This window comes from Pantoea sp. AS142 (assembly GCF_037152305.1).
Lineage (GTDB): Bacteria > Pseudomonadota > Gammaproteobacteria > Enterobacterales > Enterobacteriaceae > Pantoea.
In genome coordinates this window covers 35,989-54,226 of sequence record NZ_JBBCMO010000016.1, presented here as the reverse complement: position 1 = coordinate 54,226, position 18,238 = coordinate 35,989, and the positions used below count along the sequence as shown (strand labels likewise).

22 protein-coding genes and 1 other annotated feature are annotated in these 18,238 nt (G+C 51.3%); of the genes, 14 read left to right on the top strand and 8 right to left on the bottom strand.

Features of this window, described 5'->3' with window-relative positions; genetic code table 11:
* Window positions 1-278 (top strand): hypothetical protein (locus WFO64_RS21600; protein ID WP_337014192.1); only part of this gene is annotated, 278 nt, incomplete at its 5' end.
* On the opposite strand, the gene clpB is transcribed toward WFO64_RS21600, so the two are convergent.
* The 3 genes from clpB to rluD all read right to left on the bottom strand — a co-directional run bounded on the left by clpB (window position 272) and on the right by rluD (window position 4,676).
* On the bottom strand, window positions 272-2,857 hold the full coding sequence (gene clpB, locus WFO64_RS21595; RefSeq protein ID WP_337014190.1) for an ATP-dependent chaperone ClpB: 2,586 nt from the start codon (window positions 2,855-2,857) through the stop codon (window positions 272-274). The genes WFO64_RS21600 and clpB overlap by 7 nt on opposite strands.
* A gap of 113 nt (window positions 2,858-2,970) precedes the next feature.
* Entirely contained in the window at window positions 2,971-3,699 is a 729-nt protein-coding gene (yfiH, locus tag WFO64_RS21590) for a purine nucleoside phosphorylase YfiH (protein ID WP_337014188.1), read from the bottom strand.
* The gene (rluD, locus tag WFO64_RS21585) at window positions 3,699-4,676 is read right to left on the bottom strand and encodes a 23S rRNA pseudouridine(1911/1915/1917) synthase RluD (protein ID WP_337014186.1); all 978 of its coding nucleotides are present in this window, start codon (window positions 4,674-4,676) and stop codon (window positions 3,699-3,701) included. Before rluD ends, yfiH begins: the two co-directional genes overlap by 1 nt.
* A gap of 128 nt (window positions 4,677-4,804) precedes the next feature.
* Between rluD and bamD the strand changes: the two genes are divergently transcribed.
* The 4 genes from bamD (at window position 4,805) to pheA (ending at window position 7,550) form a co-directional block, all read left to right on the top strand.
* On the top strand, window positions 4,805-5,536 hold the full coding sequence (gene bamD / locus WFO64_RS21580) for an outer membrane protein assembly factor BamD (RefSeq protein WP_337014185.1): 732 nt from the start codon (window positions 4,805-4,807) through the stop codon (window positions 5,534-5,536).
* A 279-nt stretch (window positions 5,537-5,815) separates the two neighbouring features.
* Window positions 5,816-6,151, top strand: coding sequence for a ribosome-associated translation inhibitor RaiA (gene raiA, locus WFO64_RS21575; RefSeq protein WP_003849030.1), 336 nt, complete (start codon window positions 5,816-5,818; stop codon window positions 6,149-6,151).
* Between the two features lie 88 nt (window positions 6,152-6,239).
* Window positions 6,240-6,364: a sequence feature (Phe leader region), on the top strand.
* Window positions 6,241-6,288 (top strand): pheA operon leader peptide PheL, encoded by a 48-nt coding sequence (pheL, locus tag WFO64_RS21570; protein WP_337014197.1) that lies wholly within the window; start codon window positions 6,241-6,243, stop codon window positions 6,286-6,288. It overlaps the preceding feature by 48 nt.
* Window positions 6,365-6,386: 22 nt before the next feature.
* Complete coding sequence (gene pheA / locus WFO64_RS21565) at window positions 6,387-7,550, top strand: bifunctional chorismate mutase/prephenate dehydratase (RefSeq protein ID WP_337014183.1); 1,164 nt, start codon at window positions 6,387-6,389, stop codon at window positions 7,548-7,550.
* A gap of 32 nt (window positions 7,551-7,582) precedes the next feature.
* On the opposite strand, the gene tyrA is transcribed toward pheA, so the two are convergent.
* Together tyrA and WFO64_RS21555 are read right to left on the bottom strand one after the other, a co-directional pair.
* Window positions 7,583-8,704: a bifunctional chorismate mutase/prephenate dehydrogenase gene (gene tyrA / locus WFO64_RS21560; protein WP_337014181.1), complete on the bottom strand. Its 1,122-nt coding sequence runs from the start codon at window positions 8,702-8,704 to the stop codon at window positions 7,583-7,585.
* A 5-nt stretch (window positions 8,705-8,709) separates the two neighbouring features.
* Window positions 8,710-9,789, bottom strand: coding sequence for a 3-deoxy-7-phosphoheptulonate synthase (locus WFO64_RS21555; RefSeq protein ID WP_337014179.1), 1,080 nt, complete (start codon window positions 9,787-9,789; stop codon window positions 8,710-8,712).
* A gap of 287 nt (window positions 9,790-10,076) precedes the next feature.
* On the opposite strand from WFO64_RS21555, the gene WFO64_RS21550 reads away from it, so the two are divergent.
* On the top strand, window positions 10,077-10,613 hold the full coding sequence (locus WFO64_RS21550; RefSeq protein WP_337014178.1) for a GNAT family N-acetyltransferase: 537 nt from the start codon (window positions 10,077-10,079) through the stop codon (window positions 10,611-10,613).
* A 210-nt stretch (window positions 10,614-10,823) separates the two neighbouring features.
* On the opposite strand, the gene WFO64_RS21545 is transcribed toward WFO64_RS21550, so the two are convergent.
* The 3 genes from WFO64_RS21545 to WFO64_RS21535 are packed head-to-tail and all read right to left on the bottom strand — an operon-like array spanning window position 10,824 to window position 12,964.
* Window positions 10,824-11,855: a phage integrase gene (locus WFO64_RS21545; RefSeq protein WP_337014177.1), complete on the bottom strand. Its 1,032-nt coding sequence runs from the start codon at window positions 11,853-11,855 to the stop codon at window positions 10,824-10,826.
* A 1-nt stretch (window position 11,856) separates the two neighbouring features.
* Window positions 11,857-12,105, bottom strand: a complete 249-nt coding sequence (locus WFO64_RS21540; protein ID WP_337014175.1) for a hypothetical protein — start codon at window positions 12,103-12,105, stop codon at window positions 11,857-11,859.
* Between the two features lie 7 nt (window positions 12,106-12,112).
* Window positions 12,113-12,964 (bottom strand): phage repressor protein CI, encoded by an 852-nt coding sequence (locus WFO64_RS21535; RefSeq protein WP_337014173.1) that lies wholly within the window; start codon window positions 12,962-12,964, stop codon window positions 12,113-12,115.
* Between the two features lie 122 nt (window positions 12,965-13,086).
* Here WFO64_RS21535 and WFO64_RS21530 point away from each other — a divergent pair, with 122 nt between their 5' ends.
* The 8 genes from WFO64_RS21530 to WFO64_RS21495 all read left to right on the top strand — a co-directional run bounded on the left by WFO64_RS21530 (window position 13,087) and on the right by WFO64_RS21495 (window position 18,040).
* Window positions 13,087-13,311, top strand: coding sequence for a hypothetical protein (locus tag WFO64_RS21530; protein ID WP_045139711.1), 225 nt, complete (start codon window positions 13,087-13,089; stop codon window positions 13,309-13,311).
* 35 nt (window positions 13,312-13,346) lie between these two features.
* Window positions 13,347-13,856, top strand: coding sequence for a phage regulatory CII family protein (locus tag WFO64_RS21525; RefSeq protein WP_337014171.1), 510 nt, complete (start codon window positions 13,347-13,349; stop codon window positions 13,854-13,856).
* Between the two features lie 3 nt (window positions 13,857-13,859).
* Window positions 13,860-14,048 (top strand): phage filamentation protein Fil family protein, encoded by a 189-nt coding sequence (locus WFO64_RS21520; protein WP_071998019.1) that lies wholly within the window; start codon window positions 13,860-13,862, stop codon window positions 14,046-14,048.
* Entirely contained in the window at window positions 14,012-14,350 is a 339-nt protein-coding gene (locus tag WFO64_RS21515; RefSeq protein WP_033786606.1) for a DUF5347 family protein, read from the top strand. Before WFO64_RS21520 ends, WFO64_RS21515 begins: the two co-directional genes overlap by 37 nt.
* A gap of 69 nt (window positions 14,351-14,419) precedes the next feature.
* A complete protein-coding gene (locus WFO64_RS21510; RefSeq protein ID WP_313925785.1) occupies window positions 14,420-14,647 on the top strand; it encodes a DUF2732 family protein in 228 nt (75 codons plus the stop codon).
* A complete protein-coding gene (locus tag WFO64_RS21505; protein WP_033786610.1) occupies window positions 14,647-14,874 on the top strand; it encodes a TraR/DksA family transcriptional regulator in 228 nt (75 codons plus the stop codon). Before WFO64_RS21510 ends, WFO64_RS21505 begins: the two co-directional genes overlap by 1 nt.
* Window positions 14,871-15,671 (top strand): DNA adenine methylase, encoded by an 801-nt coding sequence (locus tag WFO64_RS21500; protein ID WP_337014166.1) that lies wholly within the window; start codon window positions 14,871-14,873, stop codon window positions 15,669-15,671. The genes WFO64_RS21505 and WFO64_RS21500 overlap by 4 nt, the downstream gene beginning before the upstream one ends.
* Entirely contained in the window at window positions 15,671-18,040 is a 2,370-nt protein-coding gene (locus WFO64_RS21495) for a replication endonuclease (protein WP_337014164.1), read from the top strand. Before WFO64_RS21500 ends, WFO64_RS21495 begins: the two co-directional genes overlap by 1 nt.
* Window positions 18,041-18,238: the final 198 nt, after the last annotated feature.

Below are 18,238 nucleotides of genomic sequence, written 5' to 3'. Positions count from 1 at the left end.
CGTATATTACGCGTTCCTCCTGCAGAGTCAACCTCTATTTCAGAAGTTTTTCTCCGGCGGCCCAGTCTCCTGCGCCTCTCAACCCGTTTCCCGTTGCCGGTGTGCCGTGTCAGTGGAGGCGCATTATAGGGAACGGCTCAGATAGCGCAATAGTAAATTTCAACTTTTTTACCAACCGTTCAATTTATACTCAAAAGACTCAAGAAATAAGCAAAAAACCGCAGGAGAGCAAAAAAAACGGGCCCAAGGCCCGTTTTTTTGACTCATCGTGTTACTGATGTGCAGTAATGATGTCGTTTTTCACATCCATTTCGATGGTTTTACCAGGTACCAGCGAACCTGCAAGGATCTGCTGAGCCAGCGGGTTCTCGATCTGCTGCTGTATCGCACGTTTCAACGGACGTGCGCCATAGACCGGATCATACCCGTTCTCTGCCAGCAGTTTGATCGCATCATCAGAAATGTGCAGCCGATAACCGCGTTCATCCAGACGTTTGTACAATCGCTGCAGCTGAATCTGCGCAATGGACGCAATATGTTTCTCAGCTAGCGGATGGAACACCACCACCTCATCAATACGATTGACGAATTCAGGGCGGAAATGCTGTCCGACCACACCCATCACAATATCTTTCATTTCCGGGTAGCTGAGATTGCCGAACCGCTCCTGGATCAAATCTGATCCCAGGTTAGAAGTCATAATCACCACGCTGTTACGGAAATCGACCGTACGTCCCTGTCCATCCGTCAGACGCCCATCATCCAGCACCTGCAAAAGAATGTTAAAGACATCAGGATGCGCCTTCTCGACTTCATCCAACAGGATCACCGAATATGGACGACGGCGCACGGCCTCAGTCAGATAACCGCCCTCTTCATAGCCAACATAACCCGGAGGTGCACCCACCAGTCGCGACACCGAATGTTTTTCCATAAATTCGGACATGTCTATACGCACCATCGCATCATCGCTGTCGAACAGGAAGTTAGCCAGGGACTTACACAGTTCGGTCTTACCTACCCCGGTGGGCCCCAGGAACAGGAATGAACCAATAGGCCGGTTGGGATCAGACAAACCTGCGCGACTCCGGCGGATGGCATTAGATACTGCCTCAACCGCTTCATCCTGTCCGATGACCCGGCCATGAAGATCCTGCTCCATGCGCAGTAACTTATCGCGCTCACCTTCCATCATTCGTGCTACCGGAATACCGGTCCAGCGCGCCAGCACATCAGCAATCTCCACATCTGTTACGCGGTTGCGCAGTAACTTCATGGTCTTACCTTCCGCCTGAGTCGCTGCGGCTAACTGTTTTTCCAGTGCCGGAATTTTACCGTACTGCAGTTCTGACATCTGAGCGAGATCCCCCTGACGACGGGCCTGCTCTAAATTCAGACGCGCCTGCTCAAGTTCAGCTTTTATGTTCTGAGTACCGGACAGCGAGGCTTTCTCTGTCTTCCACTCATCTTCCAGCTCTGCATATTCGCGTTCTTTCTGGCTGAGCTCAGTTTCCAGCATCTCAAGACGCTTAATGCTGGCATCGTCCGCCTCTTTCTTCAGCGCCTGCTGCTCCAGCTTCAGCTGAATGATACGGCGTTCTAGGCGATCCAGTGACTCCGGCTTCGAGTCCATCTGCATACGAATGCTGGATGCTGCCTCATCAATCAGGTCAATCGCTTTATCCGGCAGCTGACGGTCAGCAATGTAACGATGAGACAGGGTGGCCGCCGCGACAATCGCCGGGTCAGTGATCTGCACATGGTGATGCAGTTCGTAACGTTCTTTCAGGCCACGCAAAATGGCGATCGTGTCTTCTACGCTCGGCTCAGCCACGAACACTTTCTGGAAACGACGCTCCAGTGCAGCATCTTTCTCAATATACTGACGATACTCATCCAGTGTGGTGGCACCCACGCAGTGCAATTCACCACGCGCCAGCGCAGGCTTAAGCATATTACCAGCGTCCATCGCACCGTCTGCTTTACCTGCACCCACCATCGTGTGCAATTCATCGATAAACAGAATGACGTTACCTTCCTGTTTCGACAGGTCGCTCAGCACCCCTTTCAGGCGCTCTTCAAACTCACCGCGATATTTCGCCCCGGCCACCAGCGCCCCCATGTCCAGCGCCAGCACCCGACGACCTTTCAGCCCCTCAGGCACCTCACCGTTGATGATGCGCTGCGCCAGTCCTTCAACAATGGCGGTTTTACCTACACCGGGTTCACCAATTAGCACCGGGTTATTTTTGGTACGGCGCTGCAGAACCTGGATGGTGCGGCGAATCTCTTCATCACGACCAATGACCGGATCGAGTTTGCCCTTCTCTGCTCGCTCGGTCAGGTCAATGGTGTATTTCTTTAATGCCTGGCGCTGATCTTCAGCCCCCTGATCGTTCACGTTGTCTCCTCCCCGCATCTGTTCAATCGCACCGGTGATTTTTTCACGCGTAGCGCCCGCTGCTTTAAGCAGATCGGCCAGTGAGCCGCGAGATTCCAGCGCGGCCAGAACAAATAATTCGGATGAAATGAAGTTATCGTTGCGCTTCTGCGCCAGCTTGTCGCACAGGTTTAATACGCGGACGAGATCAGATGAGGGTTGTACATCCCCTTCGCTGCCTTCAACTTGTGGCAGGCGATCGATGGCCTGCTCAACCTGAGCGCGAAAAGGCGTAACGTCGACACCGGCCGAAGTCAGTAAAGGTGAAACCGATCCGCCTTCCTGTTTGAGCAACGCGCTCATCAGGTGCAGAGGTTCAATGAATTGGTTGTCGTGTCCCAGAGCCAGGGACTGCGCGTCGGCGAGAGCCAGTTGAAATTTATTAGTAAGACGATCCAGACGCATAATTCCTCCCATTACAGGTCAAAATGCTACTGGAGATTAAATGAGGTCATCCCTCAAAATTTCAAGGTTAATGACCTGAGATTTGAGTAAAAAATACGCTAACTGGACCGTCTTATGGTGTAAGGTTATAACAGCCAGATCAAAGTTGCCATACGCCCGGTGATCCCATCGCGGCGGAAGGAGAAGAAATCGTCGCGCTGCGTAAAGGTACAACGGCTGTCGGCGCTGATTGAATTCACGCCCGCCGCCTGAAGTCGTATACGCGCCAGCAACCAGATGTCGGCGTAAAATTTTTCGCCCGACGGCCGGAAAGCCCGTCCTGCGCGGGGATCATGAGCTATAAAAGCCTGGCGCACTTCTGCGCCGACCTCAAACGCATCAGGTCCGATTGCCGGCCCAAGCCAGGCATGGATCTGTTCAGGCGGCGAACGAAACTGTGCCAGGGTATTTTCCAGTACACCCGCACAAAGTCCGCGCCAGCCAGCATGTGCTGCCGCCACTTCCGTCCCATCCTGCGAACAGAAGAGAACCGGCAGACAGTCAGCGGTCATGATGGCGCAGACGACGCCGGGCTGATTGGTGATACAGGCATCAGCCTGTAATGGCGTACCCCCTCCTGCAACAAGACGCACAACCTCAGTGCCGTGCACCTGATCCAGCCACTGCGGCATCGCGGGCAAACCCGCTTCTTCCACCAGCAACTGCCGGTTACGCGCCACCGCATTCGGATTATCCCCCACGTGTCCGCCGAGATTCAGCGCATCCCAGGGCGATGTGCTGATGCCCCCCTGTCGCTGCGTCGAGCAGGCCCGAACGCGTGACGGCGCAGGCCATTGAGGTGTAATCAGATTCATCACCAGTTCAACTGATCTTTAAATTCTTCAGTGTCTGCTTTTAACGCCGCGATCAAATCAACCATGTCCTGTGGAAGCGCAGCGTGGAATTCCATTTCAATACCGCTGATCGGATGATAGAGGCGCAACATCGTGGCGTGCAGTGCCTGACGATCAAAGCCGCGCAGCGCTGTGATAAATGCTTCAGATGCCCCTTTTGGTGGACGCGGACGGCCACCGTAAAGCGGATCGCCTACCAGCGGATGACTGATGTGCGACATGTGCACACGAATCTGGTGAGTACGACCGGTTTCCAGACGCAGGCGCAGGCGAGTATGGGCACGGAAGTGCTCCATAATGCGGTAGTGTGTGACCGCCGGTTTACCCATTGGGTGTACCGCCATGTGGGTGCGTTTGGTTGAGTGACGGCTGATAGGCTGCTCAACTGTGCCACCCGCCGTCATATTACCAATTGCAACTGCTTCGTACTCACGGGTAATTTCGCGTCGTTGAAGCGAGTCCACCAGATGCGTCTGAGCTGGAACGGTTTTCGCTACAACCATTAAACCGGTGGTGTCTTTATCCAGGCGGTGTACGATGCCCGCACGTGGCACATCCATAATCTCAGGATAGTGATGAAGTAAGGCGTTTAATACTGTGCCATCCGGATTACCGGCGCCAGGGTGAACCACAAAGTCGCGGGGTTTGTTGATGACAATAATGTCTTCATCTTCATAAACGATGTCGAGTGGCAGATCCTGCGGTTCCCAACGCTGTGCCTCCTCGATCTCGGCGTCAATCGCGACCAGCTCGCCGCCCAGCACTTTTTCTTTGGGTGTATCGACCATGACGCCGTTTACCGTCACGCGACGATCGAGGATCCACTCTTTTATGCGAGAACGTGAATAATCAGGGAACAATTCCGCCAAAGTCTGATCTAAGCGTTGTCCGAGTTGTGATTCGGATACCGTTGCGGTGAGTTGAACTTGTTGTGCCATATACAGCTTCTTCGTTAACGTTGGGTTTTCACGGCGATGCCGTTTAATATAATGTGCTATCGTACCTGGTCATTACCGGGAGCTATACGGACAGCTTCCGCCATAACATTGAGGATAATCACTTCGTCATGACGCGTATGAAACATCTGGTGGCTGCTGCCACACTGAGCCTGGCACTTGTTGGTTGTTCCGGCTCAAATGACGCGGTACCGGACAACCCGCCTTCTGAAATCTATGCTACAGCGCAGCAAAAGCTGCAGGACGGTAACTTTAAAGCCGCGATTAAGCAACTGGAAGCGCTGGATAATCGTTATCCGTTCGGTCCTTATTCGCAGCAGGTGCAGCTGGATTTAATCTACGCGTACTATAAAAATGCCGATCTACCCCTGGCGCAGGCTGCCATTGCTCGCTTTATGCGTCTGAACCCCACGCATCCGAACATTGACTATGTCATCTATATGAAAGGTCTGACGGACATGGCGCTGGATGACTCGGCGCTACAGGGATTCTTTGGTATTGATCGTTCTGACCGCGATCCGACTCATGCTCGTGATGCTTTTCGCGACTTCTCACAGCTGCTGCGCAGTTACCCGAACAGCCAGTATGCAGCTGATGCTCAGAAACGTCTGGTCTATCTGAAAGACCGCCTGGCGAAATATGAGCTTTCAGTGGCGCAATTCTATACTAAGCGTGAGGCTTATGTCGCGGTTGTTAATCGTGTTGAAGGTATGATGCGCGATTATCCAGATACGCAGGCAACACACGATGCCCTGCCGCTGATGGAAAATGCTTACCGTAATCTGCAGCTGAACGCTGAAGCCGATAAAGTGGCAAAAATCATTGCAGCGAACAAAAGCTGATAGCTCGCCTGATTTCAACCACAAAAAAAGCAGCCTGATATGGCTGCTTTTTTTGCTCACAGAACATTCAGATTTGGATCTGATTTCAGCAAGCTAACTTATCAAGCATGCCGTGTTAACCGTTTCGCTTCAAGCCATTTCGGCCAGTTTCACTGCCTTTCTCACAGAATGTCGTGACTGACAAAAAGTGACATTTTTTCGTGATTGAAATCTCACATTTAACGCTTTTTCACGCTATGCTGAGAAGACCAAGACGGAAATGACAGAGAGGTAAGAACGATGATTCTGAACATTACCAGCAAACAAATGGACATCACCCCGGCAATCCGAAGCCATGTTGAAGACCGTCTCGCCAAGTTAGAAAAATGGCAAACCGACCTGATTAATCCACATATTGTCCTGTCCAAAGAGCCCAAAGAATTCGTGGCTGATGCCACTATTAATACGCCTAACGGCACTCTGGTGGCCAGCGCCAAGCATGATGATATGTATACCGCTATCAACGATTTGATTGCGAAGCTCGAGCGTCAGCTGAACAAAGTTCAGCATAAATCTGAAGCTCGCCGCGCCAGTGCCAGCGTAAAAGACATCATACCCGCTGACGAAGAGTCCTGATTTTGTTCACGCGCCTCCGGGCGCGTTTTTTATTGACAGCTTTTGAGCAGTACGGTTACTCTCAGGTCACTCTCTTTTCGGACGTTACTATGAAACTTGCTCTGTTTTTCTTCGCTTTCTTCTTTACCTTCCCCTGAACGGGAGGCCATTCGTCGTGCGAAAATGAAAGCGAAGACGAACAACGAAGCCTCCCAACCGGGAGGCTTTTTTATTGGATAGCATACAGGTGAGCACTATGAATCCCGATAATCCATTGCTGGCGCTACGCGATAAAATCAGCGCAGTGGATAAAAAACTTCTGACGCTGCTGGCCGAGCGTCGTCTGCTGGCAGTGGAAGTCGCGCACGCGAAACTGGCAACGCATCGCCCGATTCGGGATGTGGAGCGCGAACGTGCGCTACTGGAAAATCTGATTGTGCTGGGTAAAGCACACAAACTGGATGCGCACTACATCACCCGCCTGTTCCAGCTGGTGATTGAAGATTCCGTACTGACTCAACAAGCTCTGCTGCAAAAAAACCTTAACCATCCCCATGCGCATGCCGCCCGTATCGCTTTCCTGGGCCCGAAAGGCTCTTACTCGCATCTTGCAGCACGCAACTACGCGTCGCGCCATTTCGATAGCATGGTGGAGTGTGGCTGCCTGAAATTTCATGACATTATCAAGCAGGTCGAAAATGGCGTGGCTGACTACGCTGTGATGCCGATTGAGAATACCAGTTCAGGTTCGATCAATGATGTCTACGATCTGCTGCAGCAGACCAGCCTTTCAATCGTGGGCGAACTGACATTACCTATCGACCACTGCGTGCTGGTGAATGGCTCTACCGATCTACAGCAAATTGAGACGGTTTACAGCCACCCTCAGCCTTTCCAGCAGTGCAGCCAGTTCATTAATCGTTTCCCGCACTGGAAAATCGAATATACCGAGAGTACTGCAGCGGCGATGGAGAAAGTGGCTGCGCTCAATTCACCGAAGGTGGCTGCGCTGGGCAGTGAAGCCGGTGGCGAACTGTATCAGCTGCAGGTACTGGAACGTAATCTAGCCAATCAGCAACAGAACCATACCCGCTTTATCGTGCTGGCGCGCAAAGCAATCGAGGTTTCGGATCAAGTTCCGGCCAAAACCACGCTGATTATGGCAACCGGCCAGCAGGCGGGTGCGCTGGTCGATGCGCTACTGGTGCTGCGTCAGCACAACCTGATTATGAGTAAGCTGGAGTCTCGCCCGATTAATGGCAATCCGTGGGAAGAGATGTTTTACATTGATGTGCAAGGCAACCTGCAATCAGAGCGGATGCAGCAGGCTCTTCAGGAATTACAAGCCATGACCCGCTCGCTGAAGGTACTGGGCTGCTACCCCAGCGAGAATGTGGTGCCCGCTGAACCTGGCGAATAGAAATAAGGCATCCTTAAGGATGCCTTGTTCATCTATGGGCGGCTGTCATTGGCCGAGCGCAACAGACTTCGGCTCTCGACCAGGAAGCGTTTTGCGTGATCGCCAAACCACTGTTCTACCCGGTTAAAGCTGGCAATAAATGCCTCCTTGTCGCCCTGCTCCAAAAGCGCAATAGCTTCACCAAACCGCTGATAATAGCGTTTTATCAGCGCCAGATTACTCTCTGAAGACATGATGATATCAGCATAAAGCTGCGGATCCTGAGCGAACAAGCGCCCCACCATCGCCAGCTCCAGCCGATAAATCGGCGACGAGAGTGCCAGCAGCTGATCAAGATCGACGTTCTCTTCGGCTAAATGCAGGCCATAAGCAAAGGTGGCAAAGTGACGCAGAGCCTGAATGAAGGCCATGTTCTGGTCATGCTCTACAGCGCTGATACGATGCATACGCGCCCCCCAGACCTGAATCTGCTCCAGGAACCACTGATACGCTTCTGGCTGTCTTCCATCACACCAGACCACCACCTGTTTTGCCAGGCTGCCGCTGTCCGGGCCAAACATCGGATGCAGACCCAGCACCGGACCGTTATGGGCGGCCAGCATCGCCTGCAGAGGCCGGTTTTTCACTGACGCCAGATCGACCAGAATACAATCTTCCGGCAGTGGTGGCAGTTGGGCAATGACCTGCTCAGTCAGGTGAATCGGCACACTAATGATCACCATCCCGGCATCACTAAGCAGAGTATCAGCCTGAGACCAGTCTTCTTTATCCAACGTTTTTACCGTATAGCCTGATAGCCCGAGCATTTTCTCAAACAATCTGCCCATCTGGCCCTTACCCCCGACGATCACCACCGAGCGCAATGCAGGACAGAGGGTTTTGAAGCCTTTGTCATTCTCGCTGGTATAGGATTCGCGCATCACGCGGCGCAACACATCCTCTATCAGATCCGGTGGTACACCGAGTGCCTCTGCCTCTTTGCGACGGGAAGCCAGCATCGACGCTTCCCGTTCAGGCACATAAATAGGCAGACCGTATCGGCTTTTGACTTCACCTACTTCGGCCACCAGCTCCAGCCGTTTGGCCAGCAAATCCAGCAGCGCCTTATCAACATTGTCAATTTGATCGCGTAACGCGGTCAGTTCAGCCACCATTGCTCTTACACCTCTTGTGACAGACGCGCCGACAGCACTCCCTGCAGACCCTGATGCATCTCACGCAGCAACGCTTCGGTCACTTCCCAGTTGATGCAGGCATCGGTAACGGAAACGCCATACTTCATTTCGCTGCGTGGCTGTTCAGAAGACTGGTTACCTTCATTGATATGGCTTTCCAGCATCAAACCAATGATTGAACGGTTCCCGTCTTTGATCTGCGCAATAGCGGATTCCGCTACGCCTGGCTGACGGCTGTAGTCTTTGTTCGAATTGCCATGGCTGCAATCTATCATCAAGGCTGGACGCAGTCCCGCCTTGATCATCTCTTTTTCGCACTGCGCCACATCTTCAGGACCGTAGTTTGGCGCTTTGCCTCCACGCAGGATCACATGACCATCCGGATTGCCCTGAGTCTGCAACAGGCAGACCTGACCGGCCTGATTAATGCCAACAAAACGGTGCGGCATTGCGGCAGCACGCATCGCGTTGATTGCCGTTCCCAGGCTGCCATCGGTGCCGTTTTTAAAGCCAACTGGCATCGATAAGCCCGAGGCCATCTCACGATGCGTCTGAGATTCTGTAGTACGTGCGCCAATGGCAGACCAACTGAACAGGTCGCCCAGATATTGCGGGCTGTTAGGATCCAGCGCTTCAGTCGCCAGCGGCAAGCCCATCTCAACCAAGTTCACCAGTAGCTGGCGCGCAATGTGCAGACCTGATTCCATATCAAACGAGTTATCCATGTAAGGATCGTTAATCAGCCCTTTCCAGCCGACGGTGGTACGGGGTTTTTCAAAATAGACGCGCATCACGATATACAGCTGATCTTTCAGCTGTGCAGAAAGGGTTTGCAGACGACGAGCATATTCCAGTGCCACTTCGGTATCGTGAATTGAGCAGGGTCCGCACACCACCAGCAGACGCGGATCGCGGCCGGCAATAATGTCAGAAATGGTCTGGCGGGACCCCGCGACCTGATCCTGTTGTTCAGTAGTCAGTGGAAATTTCGCTTTCAGCTCTTCAGGCGTGATTAATACCTGTTCACCGACGATATGTACATTGTTCAGCGCGTCTTTTTGCATGATGGCGATCCTTTGGCTCGTATTGACAGTCATGGACTCCTCTTTAAGGAATGCAAATACTGTATCACAGGAAATACATACCGCAATAATTCATGTACAGTTTTATTACCACGCATTAAAAAGCCAAAGGTTATTTTAAATATATATAGAAATATCATTAATTTAATACAAAACCCGTCCTAACGGGCATTCGGTAGATGTACATATATATTTACACCAAGGTTTGTTGTGTTTCTGTCTGCTGCAGACAAAATGAAGATATGGTTTATTTTAAAGCCGAGTCCATCATGCCCCGATCCCAACTCAATGTCCGTCTGAGACCTTTTATGTTAAATGACGTACCCGCGTTTACTGCTGCGGTCAATGCCTCCCTGGACAGCCTGATTCCGTGGATGGTGTGGGCGCATCACGATTATGAGCCTCATGAAGCGGAAGGCTGGATCCGCTTTACCCACTGGCAACGGATGAGGCAGGAAGCTGAAGAGTTTGCAATTGTTGATCAGCATAACCAATTACTGGGTGGCGCAGGAATACGCTTTGCCCGTCAACCGGGTGACACCAGCGCCATTGGCTACTGGGTTCGCAGCGACGCTCAGCGGCAGGGGATCGCCAGCCGCGCGGTGGCAGCGCTGCTGTCGCTGGGATTTTCAAAACCGGAGACCCGGGTCATTGAGATTCTGGCGGCTGAAGATAACGTGGCCAGTCGTGCCGTTGCAGAGAAGTGCGGCGGCCATTTTATTGGCTGTCGCTATGGCTTGATCGTGTTAGAGAAAGGGCCGGTAAATACAGCGATTTATCATTTTCAGCGGTCGGAGTCCGGTTAACCATAGTCAGCTGACAACCCTCATGGCAAAAAAAGGGGCTGGCATCACGCCAACCCCTTGTTTGCTATTAACTTTTAGATGTCGCGTTAGCGATACCTTAGTTAAGACGCTTTTTCCCAGCACCATTGATATATAAGTATTTTATTTGTTAAACAGTTAGTTAGGTCTATATCTGGTGCAGCCAAATGCTGTCACGTACATGCTGGGTAGTCAATTTGTGGGCATCAAACTTGTCAGAGGATTGAGCGCCGCCGCTTCTTCTAAATGGTCTGGAGCAAAGTGAGCATATTTCATGGTTTCACGGATGTTAGCGTGACCGAGTATTCTTTGCAGCACCAGAATATTGCCACCATTCATCATAAAATGGCTGGCAAAAGTGTGCCTAAGCACATGGGTTTTCTGGCCTTCTATTAGCTGGATAGTTGTAGTTGCCAGCATCTTCTTGAAGTCCTGATAGCATGGCTTAAACATCCTGCCCTGCCGCTCCTTTAGCTCGTCATAAAGCCATTGCTGGATAGGAACCGTTCTGTTTTTTCCGCCTTTAGTTTTAAAGAATGAAAGTTTATTAGGTGATAGCTGTGAACGGGTCAAGGTTTCCGCTTCAGTCCAGCGCGCACCAGTAGCCAGGCAAACTTTACATATCATCTTTAAGTCTTGTTTTCCGTAAAGCTCGCAACCATCCAGAAGTTCTGTGACCTGCTTTAAGGTAAGCCAGGACATTTCTTTTTCATCTTCCCGGAACGTCCTGACGCCTTCCAATGGATTAGGTAAAGACCATTCCCCTAACCGCTTCAGCTCATTGAACACAGCGGCAAGATAGTTTTGTTCTCTGTTAACCGTGATAGGCTTTACTTTCCACTTAGATTGGTCGTCGTGATAGCCGTTAGAAATCTCGCCCTTAAGCCGACGATCACGATAATGCGCCCAGTCTTTTGCCGTCAGTTGAGAAGCTATCGGGTCTCCTAATCCGGCACACACAATATCTAACTTTGCCTTCCGAGATTTGACGGCCTTGAGTGACTGCCCATGTAGAGAATCCCAGAGTTTAATTAACTCACTAAGCTTGCGGCGATCTTCCTTCTCTTTTATCCACGGTTTGTTTTCGGCCTCAGCGCGCGTGTAATCTTCAAAAGCTACCGCTTCACCTTTTGTTGCAAAGCTTTTCCTGATGCGTCGACTGCCGCGACCATCTAAATAAAAATCAGCAAGCCATTCGCCTGACGACAGTTTTTTGATGGACATGTTATCTAACCAAAGATTTTTTAGATTTAGATATATTATTGATTAGGATGGCAATACATACAGCCGCTATTGAATATGAAACCCACATAGGAGCTAAGAAACTAAAAAGCATTATTGTACCCAGCACTGCCCCACCAAAGCATAGGCTCATAAAAGCTTTAAAACCTCTGATGCTTTTTGCTTTACAATTAATATGAGCTGAAACAATACCGCTCACTGTCGCAATTATTAATAAAATAAACTCGGCCATAATTTCCCTATAAATTTTTGGATATGGTCAGAATTACGAAGCCAATAGGGTTTACATCACTTTCTGAACATTCAAATGAAGATGTATTGTTAGTAACTTTGATCCTATTACCCGGAAGGCGTGACACGGTATAAATATCTTTATTTCCATCAATATCTAATAGCCAATCACCATTGCCAATGGTCTGAGCGCCCCCTTCCACGATCCATGACATCGAGCCGCGTTGAATATATAGGGGGTTACTTAAATCAAAGCCAAAAAGAGAAAGATTAAAACTCACATCAGGCTGATTCTCTAATGTGCCTCCAGAGAGTTTTCGCGCAGGTATGGATGGTATCAGCTGATCCGCTAAATCTCTTTTAGGTAGTGCCTCATCTTCATGGCCAGTAGCTAACCAAGAAAGAGAAACCCCCGTATCAAGTGCGCATGTAATGACAACATCACCTGGAAAATAATCTCTGCGAACCCATGCGCTCATCGTCGCTGAAGGAATATCAAGCAAGTCACCAAGCTGCTTCTGCATAGTAAAGCCATATGCGTGCATTATGCGATCCAACACTGCCCGCCCGCCATTAGCCAGCATAGTGTCGTGAAGTTTCTTCCCTTTAAGAGAGGGATGCTTCACTCCATCTGAACTTACATTTGCAAGTTCACCATTAACCAGCCATCTAAGGCTTACTCCTGTATCCAATGCGCATTGAACGATGTAATCGCCGGGTAAACTCTGGCGAGATACCCAATTTTGGATAGTAGGTAACGGAATTTTCAGAAGTTCCGCTAACTCTGGGCGTGAGCTAACCCCATAAGATTTAAGGATTCTCTCCAGTATGGCCTTAACATCGCTGTTGTAATCGGTCATATACCCTTCAAATAATCCAATATGATCTGTTTACACAAACCCATTTGGAATATATCATCCACTTCGTTAGTGAAAATGCACGCCAATGCACCGTAAATACTGCCAACTGGAGATAATCCCCGATGACCAATCAAATTACAATACCTAGCGGCCCCGATCTGATGACTTATGAACAGTTCGCACAGGCTTATGGTTACAGCCTTCGCACTGTGAAGCAGATGGTTGAAGACGGTGATCTGCTTGTTATGCCACGTAAAAAAATTGGCGGTGCTGCACGCATCAACATGGTTGCCTTCCGCGCGCGTTTGCTCGCTCAAGGTGTCAACTGCCGCTACGTCGCTGCGTAACAACTTAATTATTTAAGTTGAGCAAAGGAATGACCATGTTTGATTTCAAGACTTCCACCCATAACCACTACGAAGACGCCTGCCGCAAGTTTGCACTGTCTCACAACATGCGGGAGCTGGCCCAGCAAGCAGGCATGAAAGTGCAGACGCTTCGTAACAAGCTGAATCCTGATCAGGTGCATCAGCTGACCGTTCCAGAAGTGCTGCTGCTTACTGACCTGACCGAGGACGCGACTCTGATGGATGGGATGCTGGCGCAACTGCACTGTCTGCCATGTGTTCCTGTTAATGAACATGCCGCTGAAAAATTTCCGGCTTACGTGCTCAATGCCTCCGCTCAGGTGGGAACGCTTGCTGCCAGTGCTGCTAATCACGCAAGCATTACCACCTCATGCCGTCGCGGGATTGTTGAAGCCGCTAATACCGGCATTCGCTGCATGATGCTGGCGGCCCTCGCTGTACAGACTCGCGTTCATTCTAACCCTGCACTTTCAGGTACTGCTGATGTGTTAAGCGGTATCGGTGCATCAATCGGGATGGTCTGAGATATGGCGTTTTCAGTGGCTCCGCTTCTGAAGCGGCAAAGTCCGTCCCACGCATACGGCCACGGCTGGATTGCGGCAGATAAGGGCAGGCGCTGGCACCCGGCAATTTCACAGGCCGAACTGCTGGCAGCATTAACGAGTGAGAGGAAAGAATCATGGGTTACAAAGCTGAAAGTATCACTGTTCAGATGAACGCAGGGCAGCGTGCAAGTGCGCTTAATCATATCTCTGCCCTTCGTACCATGATGTATGGCGATTGCAGCCACGAACTCAAACGCTTTATCGCAGATATGCGTAATAAGCGCGATCACCAGGCTGAACAGAATGGCCGCGCACTTAGCGCAATTTTCTTTCTGGCAAATATCAGCAAAGAACGTCACAGCGTTGATTTCAGTGAACTGACGAGTGACGAATTAACGGCGCTGATTAGCGCGATGAATCACTTAAAAGCAGTCGTGAGTTTATTTCCAAAGAATCTGACGTTACCTAATTAATTAACCCAACGAAATTAAATGGCGTAAACCCGCCGGGCATTTTTTTGCCCGAATTCAGGAGAAAGTGAAATGCGAAATATTCAGACCCGTAATTTTAAAGCAGACGAAGACGCGCTTAATGCCCTGCTGAGCAAGGCCAAAACTGAGCAGCGTTCTGATGATGCGCTATCCGTTTCTATCCGCCTGGCCGCGCTGGCAATTCATGCCCGCAAACAGGAAATGTCAGCGGCGGAAATCATCGAGTTGCTGGACAAAGAAGCAGAACGCTTTGAGAACCAGGCGCAGGAGCTGCACTGATGGCTGATTCAATGGACATGGTACAGCAGCGCGTGCAGGAAGAGCTGGCGCGCAATCTGGCTAACGCGACTCACCGCCCGACAGGGGCGAGTGAGTTTTTCTGCCTGTCGTGCGGCGAAGAAATACCGGAGAAGCGCCGCCGCGCACTGCCGGGCGTTTCCCTGTGCGTGACCTGCAAGGAAATCAGTGAGCTGAAAAGCGCACATCACAAAGGTGCGGCATTATGAAAACCATCCTGAAATGGGCTGGCAGCAAGTCCGGCCTGATGCCTGAACTGATTAAGCACCTGCCCGCCGGTGATCGCCTGGTTGAGCCGTTTGCCGGTTCCTGTGCCGTCATGATGAATACGGATTATCCGGCCTATCTGGTAGCGGATGTTAATCCCGATCTGATTAACCTTTATCGTCAGGTTAAAGAGCATACCCGCCCGTTTATTGTCGTTGCGTTATCGCTCTTTACTCAGAATCAAACTGAAAAAAGTTATTATCAGGTTCGCGAAGATTTTAACTTCAATGCGGCGCTGCCACTGCTGGAACGTGCTGCGCAATTCCTCTACCTGAATCGCCACGGCTACCGTGGCCTTTGCCGCTATAACAAGCGCGGCGAATTTAATAACCCCTACGGTAATTATAAAGAGCCATATTTCCCGCTGGCAGAAATCGAAGCATTTGCCGTGAAGGCTCAGCGCGCGACGTTTGAATGTCTGGGGTATAGCGAAACCCTAAGCATGGTCCGTGCCGGTGATGTCGTGTACTGCGACCCGCCATATCACGGCACGTTCACCGCTTATCACACCGATGGGTTCAGCGACGATGATCAGCACTCGCTGGCCTGCACCCTGCTGGGTATTTCTGAGCGTAACCCGGTCATCGTTTCAAACAGCGACACCCTGTTTACCCGCAGTATCTTCCGTGAATTTGACCTGACAAAAGTCACTGCCGCCCGCTCTGTTGGCGTGGCTGCGGGTGAAAGCAAGCGCGCATCTGAAATCATCGCAGTGCGTCACATGAGTCTGGCGGTGTAATGACTCAGGTTTTCGCATACCCATGGAACGCCCCTAAAAAGGCAATCAATCCACAGCTGGACCCGGCGGAAGTTGCGCCGGTGTCCGCGCTTTCAAACCTGGTCAGTCTTTATGCTGCAGATAACGAGCAGGAGCAGCTGCGCCGTGAGGCAATGAGTGATGAGGTTTGGGACCGCTACTTTTTCAACGAGTCCCGCGATCCTGTCCAGCGCGAAATTGTGCAGGACAGAATTGTCAGCCGGGCAAAGATGGCCCGAGAACAGCAGCAGTTCAATCCCGATCTGGTCATTGTGGCCGATGTCAGCGCGCAGCCTTCGCACATCAGTAAGCCTCTCATGGAGCGCGTTAAGTTTTTCCACAATCTCGGCAGGCCGCAGGCTTATTCCCGTTACCTGCGCGAAACCATCCGCCCCTGCCTTGAAAGGCTGGCCCGCGTGCGCGAAAGCCAGATTTCTGCGTCATTCCGTTTTATGGCCGGTCACGACGGGCTGGACGGCCTGCTGGCGTTACCAGAAATGAACCAGAATCAGGTCAAGCGTTTATCAACGCTGGTTGCTGCTCACATGAGTATGTGCCTGGATAAAGCCAGCGGTCATCTGTTTGTCAGTGATGACGTAACGCCGGAGCAGGTCCGCCAGGCATGGGAAATTGTTGCGGCAGAAGCAATGCGTCTGGACGTAATCCCCCCGGCCTTTGAGCACTTGCGCCGTAAAAAGCGCCGTCGCAAGCCTGTGCCCTATGATCTGATCCCGCCATCGCTGGCCCGTATGCTCTGCGCGGACTGGTGGTATCGCAAGCTGTGGCAGCTGCGTTGTGAATGGCGTGAAGAGCAGCTGCGCGCTGTCTGCCTGGTCAACAAAAAAGCGTCCCCCTACGTCAGCTTTGAAGCCGTGATCCATAAGCGTGAGCAGCGCAGGAAGTCTCTGGAGTTTTTCCGTTCGCATGAGCTGGTGAGCAATGAAGGCGATACGCTCGATATGGAAGACGTGGTAAATGCCAGTAACAGCAACCCGGCACACCGCCGCAATGAAATGATGGCCTGCGTTAAGGGGCTGGAGCTTATTGCGGAAATGCGCGGCGACTGTGCCGTATTTTACACTCTCACCTGCCCGTCGCGTTTCCACGCCACGCTGAACAACGGCAGACCGAATCCGAAGTGGACCACGGCCACCGTTCGCCAGAGCAGTGATTATCTGGTTGATACCTTCGCTGCCTTTCGCAAGGCCATGCATAAAGCCGGGATGCGCTGGTATGGCGTGCGGGTTGCTGAGCCGCATCATGATGGCACCGTACACTGGCACCTGCTGTGCTTCATGCGCAAAAAAGAGCGCCGTTCAGTCACCGCACTGCTGCGGAAATTTGCCATTCGTGAGGACCGCGAAGAACTTGGCAACAATACCGGGCCGCGCTTTAAAGCTGAACTAATCAACCCGCGCAAAGGTTCACCGACCAGTTATATCGCTAAATACGTCAGTAAAAATATTGATGGCCGTGGCCTGTCTGATGAAATCAGTGCAGAAACAGGTAAATCACTGCGTGATAGCGCGGAGAACGTAGGCGCATGGGCGTCACTTCATCGCGTTCAGCAGTTCCGCTTCTTTGGTATTCCGGGCCGTCAGGCTTACCGGGAACTGCGCCTGCTTGCAGGTCAGGCGCTGAGAAATCAGAGCGACAAAAAGGCCGGTGCGCCGGTTCTTGAAAACGCGCAGCTGGACGCCGTGCTGGCAGCTGCAGATGTTGGCTGCTTTGCCACCTACATCATGAAGCAGGGCGGCGTTCTGGTTCCGCGTAAACATCACATCGTCAGAACGGCTTACGAGCTTAACGACGAGCCAACCCCTTACGGCGATCACGGCACACGCATTTATGGCATCTGGTCCCCGTTAGTGGCGGGCCGCATCTGCACGCACGCCACGAAGTGGAAAATGGTCCGTAAGGCCGTTGACGTTCAGGAGGCGACAGCCGACCAGGGCGCTAGCGCCCCTTGGACTCGTGGCAATAACTGTCCCCCTGATGAAAAACTGAACATTTCAGGGGGCAATCCGGTATCTGTTGAACCTCTAGAACCAGGTGAAACGCCTCTGTATGGCCCTGCAGACTTCGACAATATGACCAGAAAACAGCGCCGGGATCTGCTGGCGCGTCTTCGGGTAGTGAAACCACGTCAGAAAAAGGGTTACAAGCAGCAAATTGATGACGATCAGCGGGCGCTTCTGGTTGCAGAGTTGCTAGCGAGAGGTTTTACCGGTCAAGAAAATGAAACAAACCTACTTTTGGCCGGTGGCAGTCTCAATTCAGGCGCAGGGATGCGCATTTTCTATAAGAACGGGCGTCTGCAGGAGGATGATAAATGGCATCAATGGATCTGAACTGATAAAGCTGCCATAAGCGAAGCCGTTAGTCAGGGGTAAGCAAGGCTTTATCTAATCAAAATAACAAGTTGTAACCACTGAAAACCTTACATTTCATTTTCAGATTAGGTCCGATTGAATGAAAAATCATTTCACATTTCGCAACGCATCTACTACTGTATGGTTATACAGTCTTTAGAGTAAAGGGAGGGTTAG